General features: G+C 72.1%; 12 protein-coding genes. 7 read left to right on the plus strand and 5 right to left on the minus strand.

Features of this window, described 5'->3' with window-relative positions:
* Window positions 1-21: 21 nt before the first annotated feature.
* The gene (locus H4W81_RS19660) at window positions 22-1,542 is read right to left on the minus strand and encodes a hypothetical protein (RefSeq protein WP_192776155.1); all 1,521 of its coding nucleotides are present in this window, start codon (window positions 1,540-1,542) and stop codon (window positions 22-24) included.
* A 186-nt stretch (window positions 1,543-1,728) separates the two neighbouring features.
* Complete coding sequence (locus tag H4W81_RS19665) at window positions 1,729-2,874, minus strand: ROK family transcriptional regulator (protein WP_318781830.1); 1,146 nt, start codon at window positions 2,872-2,874, stop codon at window positions 1,729-1,731.
* Between the two features lie 112 nt (window positions 2,875-2,986).
* Here H4W81_RS19665 and H4W81_RS19670 point away from each other — a divergent pair, with 112 nt between their 5' ends.
* Genes H4W81_RS19670 through H4W81_RS19680 form a run of 3 tightly spaced genes read left to right on the plus strand, consistent with a single transcriptional unit; the run spans window position 2,987 to window position 6,080 of the window.
* Window positions 2,987-4,345 (plus strand): extracellular solute-binding protein, encoded by a 1,359-nt coding sequence (locus tag H4W81_RS19670; RefSeq protein WP_192776157.1) that lies wholly within the window; start codon window positions 2,987-2,989, stop codon window positions 4,343-4,345.
* Complete coding sequence (locus H4W81_RS19675; protein ID WP_192776158.1) at window positions 4,342-5,262, plus strand: carbohydrate ABC transporter permease; 921 nt, start codon at window positions 4,342-4,344, stop codon at window positions 5,260-5,262. The genes H4W81_RS19670 and H4W81_RS19675 overlap by 4 nt, the downstream gene beginning before the upstream one ends.
* Window positions 5,259-6,080, plus strand: coding sequence for a carbohydrate ABC transporter permease (locus H4W81_RS19680; protein ID WP_192776159.1), 822 nt, complete (start codon window positions 5,259-5,261; stop codon window positions 6,078-6,080). Before H4W81_RS19675 ends, H4W81_RS19680 begins: the two co-directional genes overlap by 4 nt.
* A gap of 5 nt (window positions 6,081-6,085) precedes the next feature.
* On the opposite strand, the gene H4W81_RS19685 is transcribed toward H4W81_RS19680, so the two are convergent.
* The gene (locus tag H4W81_RS19685) at window positions 6,086-7,102 is read right to left on the minus strand and encodes a zinc-binding alcohol dehydrogenase family protein (RefSeq protein ID WP_225958699.1); all 1,017 of its coding nucleotides are present in this window, start codon (window positions 7,100-7,102) and stop codon (window positions 6,086-6,088) included.
* Between the two features lie 128 nt (window positions 7,103-7,230).
* Between H4W81_RS19685 and H4W81_RS19690 the strand changes: the two genes are divergently transcribed.
* Together H4W81_RS19690 and H4W81_RS19695 are read left to right on the plus strand one after the other, a co-directional pair.
* Window positions 7,231-8,139 carry a zinc-binding dehydrogenase gene (locus H4W81_RS19690; protein WP_192776160.1) on the plus strand — a complete coding sequence of 303 codons (909 nt, stop codon included), beginning with the start codon at window positions 7,231-7,233 and terminating at the stop codon, window positions 8,137-8,139.
* 97 nt (window positions 8,140-8,236) lie between these two features.
* Window positions 8,237-9,928, plus strand: coding sequence for a VanW family protein (locus H4W81_RS19695; protein ID WP_192776161.1), 1,692 nt, complete (start codon window positions 8,237-8,239; stop codon window positions 9,926-9,928).
* A gap of 25 nt (window positions 9,929-9,953) precedes the next feature.
* Here the strand turns inward: H4W81_RS19695 and H4W81_RS19700 are convergent, their stop codons facing one another.
* Window positions 9,954-10,526 carry a TetR/AcrR family transcriptional regulator gene (locus tag H4W81_RS19700; RefSeq protein WP_318781831.1) on the minus strand — a complete coding sequence of 191 codons (573 nt, stop codon included), beginning with the start codon at window positions 10,524-10,526 and terminating at the stop codon, window positions 9,954-9,956.
* Window positions 10,527-10,603: 77 nt separating this feature from the next.
* On the opposite strand from H4W81_RS19700, the gene H4W81_RS19705 reads away from it, so the two are divergent.
* Together H4W81_RS19705 and H4W81_RS19710 are read left to right on the plus strand one after the other, a co-directional pair.
* Entirely contained in the window at window positions 10,604-11,761 is a 1,158-nt protein-coding gene (locus tag H4W81_RS19705; RefSeq protein ID WP_192776162.1) for a cytochrome P450, read from the plus strand.
* A gap of 394 nt (window positions 11,762-12,155) precedes the next feature.
* Complete coding sequence (locus H4W81_RS19710) at window positions 12,156-12,434, plus strand: hypothetical protein (RefSeq protein WP_192776163.1); 279 nt, start codon at window positions 12,156-12,158, stop codon at window positions 12,432-12,434.
* 124 nt (window positions 12,435-12,558) lie between these two features.
* On the opposite strand, the gene H4W81_RS19715 is transcribed toward H4W81_RS19710, so the two are convergent.
* Window positions 12,559-13,761: an MFS transporter gene (locus tag H4W81_RS19715; RefSeq protein WP_225958700.1), complete on the minus strand. Its 1,203-nt coding sequence runs from the start codon at window positions 13,759-13,761 to the stop codon at window positions 12,559-12,561.
* Window positions 13,762-13,775: the final 14 nt, after the last annotated feature.

The raw sequence follows: 13,775 nt of genomic DNA on the forward strand, positions 1-13,775 counted from the left end.
ATCTCCACGGGGCGGACCCATTCATGGCCGGTTCTGTGAGCCCTGCGGCGCCGCCCGTCCGCCGGGCCGGTGGGGGACGGCGAGCGGAGGCGCGTCGGCGGACATCGCCGGGAACCGGGCTCTCCACCGGCCCGCCAGGTCGACCTCGCGCCAGGTCCTGACGTACGGCGGCAGCCGTACGTTCTTGTAGACCACGACCAGCCGGTCCCCTCGCTCCAGCGCCTGGCGGATACGGAGCGGCGGGCGCTGGGCGAAGCGCTGGATGATCCCCTGGGACTCGCAGCCGAGCAGGTAGCCGATCTGGACGCCCGACTGCCCGTAGATCATGCAGGGCGGGCGCACGCCCATGCGGTGGAGCGCCTGGACGGCCAGGCCGATCTCGTCCCTGTCCTGACGGTTGATGGCGGCCATGCGGTACGCGTACGCGCCCTGGAGGGCGAAGTGCGCCAGCAGGCCGGCGATCATCGCGACCACGACCGGGCGGCGCAGCCGCGTCGCCGTCACGACGGCCTCCGCGATCGGAAGCGACAGCAGCGCGTAGGTCGGCGTCAGGAAGCGGGGGGCGGCGTAGTCCACGTAGAACAGGTACGGCAGCGCCATCACCACGCCGGTGACCGCGGCCAGCGCGATCGGCCCCAGGCGGCGGGCCCGCCAGGCCGACCACAGGCCCAGCGCGGTCATCACCGGGATCGCCAGCCACCAGATCAGCGCCACGGGCGAGACCGGGCCGCAGTCGGCCCCGAACCGGCACAGCGTCGGGCCGTCCAGGGCCCGGGCGTGCTCGACGACCGACACGGTCCAGCCGGTGCCGTTGTGCACGCCCGCGTCCCTGAGCCGGGTGGCGAGCCCGCCGAACCGCGCGACCGCCTCGATCGCCCACTGCCCCCAGCCCACGGCCAGGCCGGCGGCGATCGCGGCCAGCGCGGCGATCCGGTTCCGGCGCAGGCCGGCGAGTGCCGCGACGACCAGAGGGAGCGCCGCGACCAGCGCGTCGGAGGGTCGCATCAGCGACATGACCGCCAGGGATCCGGCCAGGCCCACCAGCGCCGGCCGGGAGCGCCCGGTCAGGACGAGGAAGCCGACGGCCGCGACGGCGGCCAGCGCGACGTACCCGTTGGGCATGGCCTGGTTGCCGTAGAAGAGCGACAGCCAGCAGCCGCCGAACAGCAGGGCGGCGACGGGGGCCAGGTGATCGGGCCTGATCCGGAGCCACACGGCGAACGCGCCGTACAGGGCCAGCGAGGAGAGCACTGTCAGGTACAGGCGCAGCACGACCACCGAGTCGGTCACCGCCACGACCGGCGTGACCAGCACGGGGACGCCCTGCGCTCGCGGCGCGCTGAACACCGCGGGCGGCGCGTGGGCGGAGAACTGGCTGGCGTAGACCGCCTCGTCCCAGCCGATGCCGAGCGCCGGGGAGACGAGGAGCAGCTGCGCCACGCCGTACAGGCAGCTGACCAGCGCTAGCACGCCACCAGGGCGCAGCGCGAGGCGTCGCCACTCACCGACCGTGGAGAGGACGCGGGGCCGCGTGATCGTCACCGTGGACTCCGGGATGCCGGGAGGCGCGCCTCCTGTCCGAGCTCAGGCGCAGCTCCTACCCGCGCCACCCAGCCCGAACGCCACAGGTGCGTGCTCCTTGGTGAGGACATTGCACGGGCGGAGAAAGCACATCCCACGGCATGGCCGAACCTTTTCCCGGCGGCCGCCTGCTCGCCGTGGGGCGCACTACTCGCTGAGCAACGTGTCCAGCCTTGGCGCGTACGTGGCGTGGAAGACGAGGGAGGCCGCGCCGATCGCGGCGGCGTCGGCGGCGATCGGCGAGGTCTCCACCCGTACGGCGTGCAGCCGCCGGGCCAGCGACCTGCTCGACACCGCCCGCGCGATCACCTCCCTGTAGATCTCGCCCACCTCCCTGAGGGCCGGTCCGCCGAGGACCAGCAGGTCGATGTCGAGCATGTTGACCACGCTCACGGCCGCGTCGGCGAGGCGGGCGGCCACGGCGTCGATCACCTCCCTGGCCCGCGGCTCCCCGGCGGCGGCGGCCGCGCAGATGGCGGCGTGGTCGAGCCGGTGGCCCAGCGCGGCCTCGATCGCGCTCGGGCAGCAGACCGCCTCCACGCAGCCGCGGTTGCCGCAGTAGCATTCGGGGCCCTCGGGCGACACGGTGATGTGGCCGAACTCCGCGGCGTTCAGCGAGCGCCCGCGGTAGACCTGGTTGTCCAGGAAGATCCCGCCGCCGATGCCGGTGCCCAGGTAGAGGTAGGCGAAGCTGGGCGTGGAGCGGGCGATGCCCGCCCACCGCTCGCCGATGGCCGCGGCGGTCGCGTCGTTGTCGACGGTCACGGGGAACCCGGTGTGCTGTGCCAGCAGGTCCTTGATCGGCACCTGGTCCCACTCGGGCAGCCGGGGCGGGAAGACCATCACGCCTTTGGCGTCGAGCGGCCCTGGGCAGGCCAGGCCCACTCCGAGCACCTTGCCGTCGGGCACCCCCGCGTCCTTCAGCATGCGACGGGCGGCGCGGGCCATCTGGCGGACCACCGCGCCGGGTTCGAGGCCGTGCCGTACCGGCCGGTGCAGCCGGGTGACGGGACGGCCGGCCAGGTCGGCGAGCACGTAGGAGACCTCGCCCGGGTCGAAGTGCACGCCGATCGCGTAGCCCGCGGCCGGGTCGACGCGCAGGATGGTGCGCGGTTTGCCGCCGCTGGAGGGCAGCGAGCCGTCCTCGACGACCAGCCCTTCGTCCAGCAGCCTGCGCACGATGACGGAGACCGTCTGGGCGGTCAGCCCCGCCCGGGCCGCGATCTGGACCCTGCTGATGCCGTCGGAGGCCTGGATCGCCTCGAGGACCACCGACCGGTTGTAGCTGCCCACCTTAGGGAGGTTGGTCCCCATCTGCATGTGGCCAATATCACACGAAGTGTTGACTTAGTAAATCAAAAAGATTTACGTTCGCGGCATCCCAAGGAAACCACGGGAGGCCGTGATGAGACGTGCGCTGGCCGGCTCGCTCCTGGCGTTAGCGGTCGCCGCCGCCGCGTGTGGCGCCGAGCCCGAGCAGGAATCCGCCGGTGGCAAGGAGATCGAGGTCCTCTACAAGGTCGAGCCCACCTGGCCCCATCTGGAGAAGATGCTCGGCGACGCGAAGAAGCAGTACGAATCCACCCATCCAGGCGTCACGATCAAGCTGACTCCCGTCCAGGGCAACAACGAGGCCTACTACACCAAGCTGGCGCTGCTGAACCGGTCGGCCGACTCCGCGCCCGACCTCTACTACCACGACACCTTCCAGGTCAACGCCGACGTCGCCGCGGGCAAGCTGGCCCCGCTCGACGACCTCCTCGCCACCTGGCCCGACTGGCAGGCCCAGTTCCCCGACTCGGTCAAGCAGGCCGCCAAGGGCGGCGACGGCAAGATCTACGGGGTGCCGATCAGCACCGACACCCGCGGCCTCTGGTACCACAAGGACGTCTTCGCCAAGGCGGGCCTGCCCGTGCCGTGGGAGCCGAAGACCTGGAACGACGTGCTGACCGCGGCGCGCACGATCAAGCAGAAGGCGCCCGGCGTCATCCCCTTCAGCATGTACTCCACCAAGATCCACGGCGAGGCCGCGACCATGCAGGGCTTCGAGATGCTCCTGTACGGCACGCCGGGCGGCACCCTCTACGACGACGCCCAGAAGAAGTGGGTGGCCGGCGGCAAGAACTTCACCGACGCCCTGACCTTCGTCAACACCGTCTACCGCGAGGAGCTCGGCCCCAAGCTCGCCGACGCGCACAACGCCAAGCTCGCGCAGAAGATCCTCTACGAGTGGTTCCCCGCGGCCAAGCTGGGCATCGCCCTCGACGGCGCCTGGGTCTCGGCGGGCTGGACGCCGACCAGCACCCAGCCGTGGCCCGAGTGGAAGGACAAGATCGGCTGGACCCCCATGCCGACCCAGAACGGCGAGGCCCCCGGCGCGGTCAGCATGTCGGGCGGCTGGGTGATGGCGATGAGCTCCTACACCAAGCACAAGAGGGAGGCCTTCGACTTCATCACCGTGGCGACGAACAAGGACAACTCCATGACGTACTCCGTCGGCACCGGTGACCTCGCCGCGCGCAAGGACGTCGCCGCCGACCCGAAGTACTCCGCCGAGAACCCGAGCATCAAGTTCTGGACCGACCTGGCCTCCGTGACCCACTACCGGCCCGCGTACGAGGCGTACCCGAAGGTGTCGGCGCAGATCCAGGAGGCCATGGAGGCCGTCACGAGCGGATCGAAGAGCCCTGAGGAGGCCGCCGCCGACTACGCCAAGGCGCTGCCCGGCGTCGTGGGCGGCGCCGACAAAGTCCTCGCCCGATGACCGTCACCACCACCGCGCCCTCCCCGCGCGTGACGGGCTCTCCCGTGCGGAGGCCGTCACGCCGCGGGGTGCTGCGCTGGCTGGTGCCGCTCGGCCCCGCGCTGCTGCTGATGGCGATCTTCATGGCGGGGCCGATCCTGTGGAACGTCTACATCGCCTTCACCAACGAGACGCTGACCGGCTCGGCCTCGGTGAACTCGCAGTTCGTCGGCGTCGCCAACTTCGTCAGGCTGTTCGGTGACGCGAACTTCCTCAACTCCTTCGCGCTCACCTTCGTCTTCGTGATCGGCTCGGCGGTCATCGGGCAGAACACGCTTGGCCTGATCATCGCGCTGCTCCAGCGCGGCAGGGGCCGGGTCACGCGCAGCGTGGTGAACGGGGTCGTCATCGCCGCGTGGGTGGTGCCCGAGGTCGTCGCCGCGGTGTGCTGGTTCTCCTTCCTGGCCGAGGAGGGCACGCTCAACACCGTGCTCGGCCTCTCCCAGGAGTGGCTGTACACCGCGCCCATGGTGGCGGTGGTGCTGGCCAACATCTGGCGCGGCACCGCGTTCTCGATGCTGGTGTACTCCGCCGCGCTGTCGGAGGTGCCCGCCGACCTGGTCGAGGCGGCCGCGGTCGACGGCGCGGGGCCGTGGCGGCGGCTGCTGCACGTCACGCTGCCGCTGATCCGCAGGTCCATCATGGCCAACCTGATGCTGATCACCCTGCAGACGCTGGCCAGCTTCGGGCTGATCTACGCCCTCACCGGCGGCGGCCCCGGCACGGCCAGCCAGACGACGCCGCTGTACATGTACGAGCAGGCCTTCCGCTACTTCGAGATCGGGTACGGCTCGGCGATCGCCCTCGTCATGCTGGTGATCGGCGCGCTGTTCTCCCTCGTCTACCTGCGGCTGATCAAGGTGGAGGACGTCGCATGACCCGCCTCGCGGCCCGCGGCGCGGCGTGGCTGTCGCTGCTGCTCATCACCCTCGCCTTCGCCGGGCCCTTCCTCTGGGTGCTGATCGCCTCGGTGCAGCCGGGCGCCAACCTGGCCGCCAAGCCGACGTTCGCGTTCTCCCTGGACAACTTCAGGGCCGTGCTGAACTGGGAGACCGTCTTCCTCCCGCTGATCAACTCGATCGTGATCTCAGGCGCCACGGCGGTGCTCACCGTGATCGTCTCCGGGCTGGCCGCCTACCCGCTCTCCCGTTACCAGCTGCGCTACCGCCGCCACTTCATGCTGACGCTGCTGTTCACCACCGGCCTGCCGGTGACCGCGATCATGGTGCCGGTCTACGCGATGTTCTTCAGGTTCAACCTCTACGGCTCGGTTCCGGCCATGGTGCTGTTCCTCGCGGCCAGCTCGCTGCCGTTCTCGATCTGGATGATGAAGACCTTCATGGACGGCGTGCCCGTCAGCCTGGAGGAGGCGGCCTGGGTGGACGGCGCGGGCTGGGTCCGCTCGCTGACCAGCGTGGTGGGGCCGCTGATGGCGCCGGGCATCGCGGTGGTGGCCATCTTCGTGTTCGTCGGGCAGTGGGGGAACTTCTTCGCCCCGTTCGTCCTGCTCGACAGCCCCGAGAAGCAGCCGGCCGCGGTGACGATCTTCACGTTCTTCTCGCAGCACGGGCAGGTGGCCTACGGCGAGCTCGCCGCCTTCTCGATCCTCTACACCACTCCGGCCGTGGTGCTCTACGTCGCCGTCAACAAGTACCTCGCCAGCTCCTTCAGCTTCGCCGGTTCGGTGAAGGGCTAGGCGCGTCAGCCGCCCATGTGCAGGACGGCGACGCCCGTGACACGATCGGCGGCCAGGTCGGACAGGGCACGGTCGGCCTCGCCCAGCTCGTAGGGCGTGGTGGCGACGCGCAACGGGTGGCGGGCCGCGAACTCCAGCAGGGCCAGGCCGTCCGCGCGGGTGTTGGCGGTGACGCTGCGCAGGGTGCGCTCCTGGAACAGGTGGTCCTGGTAGTTCAGCGGCGGCACGTCGGTGAGGTGGATCCCGGCCACGGCAAGCGTGCCGCCCCGATCCAGGGCCGCCAGCGCCACCGGGACGAGATCGCCGACCGGGGCGAACAGGATGGCGGAGTCAAGCGGCTCGGGCGGAGCCTGGTCGGCCGGGCTCGCCGAGGCCGCCCCGAGCTCCAGTGCCAGCCGCCGGGCCGCGGCGGCCCTGGTCAGCACATGCACCGTGGCCCCCTGGGCGACGGCGACCTGCGCGGTGAGGTGCGCCGAGGCGCCGAACCCGTAGACGCCCAGCCGTCCGCCCGGCGGCAGCTCGGCGCGGACCAGCGCCCGATAGCCGATGATGCCCGCGCACAGCAGCGGGGCGAGCGCGTCGGCGGGCTGGTCGCCGGGCAGCGGGTAGACGAAGTCCTGCGGCGCGACCAGGTACTCGGCGTAGCCGCCGTCGGCGTCCCAGCCGGTGTAGCGCGAGTGCGGGCACAGGTTCTCGGCACCGCGGGCACAGTGGCGGCACGCTCCGCAGGTGGCGCGCAGCCACGCCACGCCTACCCGCGTGCCGTCGCCGAGCCGGCCGGCTTCCGGGCCACGGCCGACGACCCGGCCGACCACCTCGTGGCCGGGGACCGTCCCGGGACGCCTCGGCGCCAGGTCGCCCTCGGCCAGGTGCAGGTCGGTACGGCAGACCGCGCACGCCTCCACCCGGATCAGGACCTCGCCGGGAGCGGGCTCCGGCACCGGCAGGCGCACCCGCTCCAGCGGCCGCGTCTCCATGGGACCAGGGCGCCGCACCACCCAGGCCGTCATCGTGCGCCCCATCACCCCATCCTCACACGCCGGCGCCGACGCCGACGCGCCGTTCCGTCCCGCCATGCGTGGACCGTCAGCCGATCGTGCGGACCGTCGGCGAGGCTCGAGCCGTAACTCCCCGAGTGAAGGAGCAGCCGATGCGAGCCCTCGTCCACGACCCGTCCGCTCCCCACCAGCTGTCCCTGGGCGTGGCGCCCGATCCGGTGCCCTCCACTGGGCAGGCGCTGGTCGAGGTGTCCGCGACGTCGTTCAACTTCGGCGAGATCGCATTCCGGTCGGGGCGCCCCGGACACGTCTCCGGGTGGGACGCCGCCGGTGTGGTCGTGCGCGCCGCCGCCGACGGGTCGGGCCCGGCCGCAGGCACGCGGGTGGTGACGTTCGGCTGGGCCGGGGCCTGGGCCGAGCTGCGGGCCGTCGACACGGCCGAGCTGGCCGTGGTGCCCGAGGGCGTCGACCTGGGTCTGGCGAGCGCGCTGCCGGTGGCGGGCGTCACCGCGCTGCAGGCGGTGCGGCGGCTGGGCTCGCTGATCGGCCGCCGCGTGCTGGTCACCGGCGCGTCCGGCGGCGTCGGGCGGTACGCGGTCCAGCTCGCCGCCCGCGCCGGCGCGCACGTCATCGCCTCCGTCGGCGGCCCCGCCCGCGCGGACGGGCTGCTCGAGCTCGGCGCGGCCGAGGTGGTCATCGGGCCGGAGAACCTGAAGGGCAGGGTGTACGGCGTGCTGGACAACGTCGGCGGAGCCCAGCTCGCCCAGGCGTACAACCGGCTGGAGGACGGCGGCGTCGTCCAGGCCATCGGCATGGCCTCGCGCGAGCCGACGCTGATCGACTTCGAGGAGGCGCGGACCCGGGTGGACCGCGGGCGCCTGGAGACGTTCAACATCTCCACACCTCTCGGCGCCGACCTCGCCACCCTCGTCGGCCTGCTCGAAAGGGGCGAGCTGGACGCGCAGGTGGGGTGGCGCGGGAGCTGGGAGCGGGCGCTGGAGGCGGCCGACGCGCTGGTCGGCCGCCGGGTGCGGGGCAAGGCCGTGCTGGACGTCCGCTGAGCGACCGCGAACATGGCGGCTCGTTCGCGGGGTAGTCGGGTCGTGCCCGTTTGCCGGGCGAAACCACTCCCTACTGGACCTCAGCGAGCTGATCTCCATGCGGTTGCCCTTTCTCCGCCGGACACCCCGCGGCAGGCGACGATGGGTCGCCGTCGTCATCGTGCTGATCCTCGTGCCCGTTCTCGGATACGCGGCGACGGCCGTCGCGCTGGCGGGAGAGGTGCCGCCGCGGACCCGGGTGGCGGGCGTCGACATCGGCGGCCTGTCATCGGCGGACGCCGAGGCGAAGCTGGTCCGGGAGCTCTCCGGGAGGGCCGCCGCCCCGTTGACGCTCGACGCCGCGGACACCGAGGTGCGCGTGCGGCCGGGCGACCTCGGCCTGGCGCTCGACGCGGCGGCCACGGTCGCGGCCGCGCGAGACGGCTCCATGACGCCGGTCGGCGTCGCCCGCTCGCTGTTCGGACAGCGGGACCTCCGACCCCAGGTCACGATCGACAGAAGGCGGCTGGCGGCGGCCGTCGCGGACGTCGCGAAGAAGGTCGACAGAGCACCCAGGGAAGGCGGCGTCGCCTATCGCGGGCTCACGCCCGAGCCGGTGCTGCCGAAGGACGGGCGGCGGCTCGACCGGGAGGGCGCCGCGCGCGCCGTCCAGCAGGCCTATCTGGTGGGCAGCGGCGCGATCACCGTACCGGTTCGCACGGTCGCCCCACGGGTGAGCGCGGAGAGGGTGCGCGAGGTGGCCGCCACGAGCGCGCGCGAGGCCGTGGCGGCGCCGCTCACGCTGACCAGCGGGAACAGGGAGGCCGAGCTCTCACCGCAGCGGATCGCCGCCCGCCTGCGCTACGTCCCCGACGGGCGGGGCGGGCTGCGTCCCCGGTTCGACGCCTCCGATCTCGCCGCCGACCTCGACGCCAAGCTGGTGGACGAGGACCGGCGGCCGAGGGACGCGTCCTTCGAGATCTCCGCCGGCGTCCCCAAGGTGATGCCCTCCCGGACGGGGACGGGGGTGGACGTTGCCGCCCTGGGCCCGGCCGTCTCGGCCGCCCTGTCACGGAACGGCAGCCGCTCGGTCGAGGCGCCCATGCGCGCGACCGAGCCGAGGCTCACCACGGAGAAGGCGGCCGGCCTGGGCATCAAGGAGAAGGTCGGCTCCTTCACCACCCGTCACCCCTGCTGCGCGCCCCGCGTGACCAACATCCACCGGATCGCCGACCTCGTCGACGGGCACGTCGTGCTGCCCGGCGAGACGTTCTCCCTCAATGAGGCCGTCGGCAGGCGCGACAGGGCACGGGGATTCGTGGAGGCGCCCATGATCCTGAACAACCGGTTCGTCAACGACGTGGGCGGCGGGGTGTCGCAGTTCGCGACGACGATGTTCAACGCGGTCTTCTTCGGCGGCTTCGAGGACGTGCAGCACGTCCCGCACCAGTACTACATCTCCCGCTACCCCGCCGGGCGTGAGGCCACCGTCTCCTACCCGCAGCCGGACCTCCGCTGGCGCAACGACTCGCCGTACGGCGTGCTGATCACGACCTCGTACACCAGGACCTCCATCACGGTCCAGTTCTGGAGCACCAAGCGCTTCGAGATCGAGTCGGAGAGCTCGCCCCGCTACGACGTGCGCGACTTCCCCTCCTTGCGGGAATCGGGGCCGGAGTGCATCCCCATGGGAGGTGTCGAAGGGTTCAAGATCGACGTCTGGCGGATCTTCAAGAAGGACGGCGAGACGGTCAGGAAGCAGAAGTTCCACACCGTGTACGCCCCCGAACCACGACTGGAATGCGACTAGCGATCACCAGGTCACCGTCACCAGGTCAGTGTGGCAGGGCGCCCTGGATGACGCCCTCCACGACCTGCCCGATCCGGTCGGCGGCCCGGTCGGGGTCCGGCTGCCCGGCGTCCAGCCAGGAGATGACCGCCTCGATGGTCACGGTGGGGATCAGGCCCGCCGCCCACTCCAGCCAGGGCCCGGGCGGGATGCGCCTGACGAGGTTGCGCCGCGCGATCTCCCTCGATCCCTCGGTGATGACGTCGATCAGGTCGCGGAACTCCGGCTCCCTGGCGGCGTACCGGAACAGCAGCCGGAACCCGTCGGGGTCGGCGGAGGCGGCGCGGAGGAGCGAGGGGAGGGCGTTCTCGTCGAAGTCGTCGGTGCCCACCGTGTCGGCCAGCCGGACACAGGCCCGGTCGAGGACCGCGCGGTACATGTCCGCCTTCGACGCGAAGTGCCGGTAAAGGATCACACGGGTGATCCCGGCCTCCCCTGCCACGTCGTCGAGGCTGGTCGCGGTGAACCCGGCGCGGGCGAACGCGCGCGTGGCCGCGTCGAGGATCTGCTCGCGTCGTTCGGCCCGGCGCATGCGCCGGACCGGCTGCTCCACCGTCACCGCGAACCCCCCTCTTGTTTACCGCGCAGTCTACATATAGCTTTATTTACACCCGAGTATACAAAAGGGAGTACACCATGACCGTCCAGCTGCCTTTCGAGCAGCCCCATCTCCTCCAGCCCCCGCCGGTGCTGCGCGGGCTCCAGGACCAGGGGGCGATCCACCGGGTGCGCACCCGGGTCGGGCACGAGGCGTGGCTGGTCACCGGCTACGCCTACGTTCGGGACCTGCTGGCCGACGACCGGCTCGGCCGCTCGCACCCCGACCCGGACCGCGCCGCCCGCACCGGCGAATCAGTCCTGTTCGGCGGGCCGATGGGCGACTTCGACACCGAGCGGGCCGACCATGCCCGGATGCGGGCCCTGCTCCAGCCGCAGTTCTCGCCCAAGCGCATGCGCGCCTTCCGTCCCCGCGTCGAGGAGCTGACCACCCGCCTCCTCGACCGGCTGACCTCACCCGCCGACCTGCACGAGGCGCTGGCCGTGCCGCTGCCCATCCTGGTGATCTGCGAGTTGCTCGGCGTGCCGTACGAGGATCGCGGCCAGTTCCGCGCCTGGTCGCAGGCCGCGGGAGACGTCCTCGATCGCGACCGCTCCAACCAGGGGCTGGCCGACCTCTTCGAGTACGGCAGGCGGCTCGTGGCCCGCAAGCGCGAGCGGCCCGGCGACGACTTCATCTCCCGGCTGTGCGCCGAGGGCGTCCCCGACGAGGAGGTCGCCATGATGGCGATGTTCATGCTCTTCGCCGGGCACGAGACCACGGTGGTCGCGATCGGCATGGGCGCCCTGTGGCTGCTGACCCACCCGGACCAGCACCGGGCCCTCGTCGACGATCCCGCGCTGCTCACGTCCGCGGTGGAGGAGATGCTGCGCGCGCCCGACAAGGGCGGCGGCGGGATCCCGCGCTACGCCCGCGTCGACATCGAACTCGACGGCGTCACCATCCGCGCGGGCGAGCTGGTCCTGCTCGACACCGGCGCCGCCAACCACGACGCCGACGCCTTCCGCGATCCCGACCGCTTCGAGGTCGGCCGGCAGGGCACGGCGCATCTGACCTTCGGGCACGGCGCCCACTACTGCCTGGGCGCGCCGCTGGCCCGCATCGAACTGCAGGCCGTGTTCTCCCAGCTCGTCCCCCGCTTCCCGGCGATGCGGCTGGCCGTGCCCGTCGAGGAACTGCGGGTCCGCACCGACGTGCTGACCGGTGGGCTCGTCGAGCTTCCGGTGGAGTGGTGATGGCGACTTCGCCCACTGCCCGGACACCGTAACCCGCATGCCGGCGATCGAGCCCGAGCCCCGGCTGCGCGAAGCGGCCCGCGCCGCCGCACCGGATCACATCGAGGTCGTCGACGGCCTCGCCGAGCGGCGGCCCGCCGAGGACGGCGCCTTCGAGGATCCCGTACTCGACCCACATCCTGGGCGCGGCCGTCCTGCCGTTCTGAGGCTACGGCCCCATGCGGCCATCGATGCCATCGGGAAGTCCATCCATCGAGGCCGCAGGCCTATCTCCCCCCTCCTTCGCGCGTCGGGGCGGATCCGCCCGAAGGCGGCAGCGGCCGGCGATTCGCCTGGTCAAAGCCGGGAAGGAAGTCGGGGAAGCGTTGCGCAAGGGGGAGAAATGTATGCACGCGTGAGCACCTACACGGGGCCCGCCGATCGGATCGACGACGCGATCAGGGGGTTCGAACGGTCGCGCGAACTGGTCACGGGAATGGACGGCATCGTGCACGCGTACATGCTCGTCGACCGGTCGAGCGGAAAGGTCATGACGATCAGCCTGTGGCGGGACGAGCGGGCCCTCCAGTCCAGTGCCGATCGGGCCGCCAAGGTGCGCGAGGAGGCGGCCGCGGCCGTCGGCGGGACGGTGGAGAGCGTCGAGAGCTACGAGGTCGCGCTCCAGGTGCCTTAGCTACTGTCTCCGATAGGAAGAAAAGGGCGCGCGCCGAGCTCCACCAGCGCCACCGCCTGCACGCCGACCTGGTCGACGCGCTCGACCGGCGCGACTGCGAGGAGGCCCTGCGCCTGGTCCTGGCTCACAACACCACCGCCTGACGCCCGGCGTCCAGGCGCAGCAGCGGCCTGATCGCGAGCTGGGCGACGGCGAGGGCGACGCAGGCGCACGCCGTCGCCGCCCACAAGCCCGCGGCCCCGGCGCGGTCGAGGAGCTGGATGCCGGCGATCGGCGCCGCGATGGTGGCAAGGCCCCAGCTGGTGCCGTACGCGGCGAGGTAGCGGCCTCGGGCCTCCACCGGGGCGAGCTCGGCGACCAGCGCGTACGCGCGTCCCACCATGAACAGGTCGCCGACGCTCCACACCACGGTCGCCGCCACGTAGGCGGGCAGCGTGGGGGCGACGGCGTAGCCGGCCAGTCCGGCCGCCATCAGGACGGCGCCCCCCGCCAGGGCCGTGGGCGCGGACAGCGCCGCCACGGCGCTCAGGCGCAGCAGCGGCTGACCCGCGACAGTGGTGACGGCCGAGACGGTGAAGAGGAGGCCCGCGTCCGTCGCCGCGATCCCGCGCTCGGGCAGGGACAGCGGGAGCGCGATCATGATCGTCATGTAGACGGTCGCGAACAGCGTGCCGCAGGCGAACATGGCGAGCAGGGCGGGATCCCGCCAGGCCGAGACCCGGGCGGCCGGCGCGGTCGCGGAGCGCGCGACACCGGGCGGGTCCGCGGGCAGGACGGCGCGCACGACGATCGCGCACGCCAGGCAGGTCACCGCGTCGACGACGAACAGCCAGCGCAGGTCCCATCGCCCCACACCGGCCGCGATCAGCCCGGCCCCCATGCCGCCCACGGCCAGCGCGGCGTTGAAGAGGCTGTAGGCCCTGGTCCGGTCACCGGCGCCGACGGCGTCCGCGATCACCGCCTGGCTCGGCGGCTCGTACAGCTCGAAGACCAGCCCGAGCACGACGGCGAACAGGGCGACCACGGGCAGGGAGCCGGCGGCCGCGATGGCGAACTGGGCGACGGCGCATCCGCACAGACCCAGCATGATCGTGCGCCGGCGGCCCAGCCGGTCGGCGAGGAGCCCGCCGAACAGGCGTGAAGGAATGGTCGCGAGCCCGAACGCGGCCGAGACGAGGCCCGCGGTCGCCGGGCTCGCGCCGAACTCGGTGGTGATCAGGACGGTCAGGAACGAGAGGGAGAACGCCCCCAGCCGGTTGACCGCGCGTGCCACGATGAGCAGCCGTACGGTGCGAGGCAGCCGCTCACCACGCGCGAAGAACCGCATACGACAACCTCCGT

Source organism: Nonomuraea africana (genome assembly GCF_014873535.1).
Classification (GTDB): Bacteria; Actinomycetota; Actinomycetes; order Streptosporangiales; family Streptosporangiaceae; genus Nonomuraea; species Nonomuraea africana.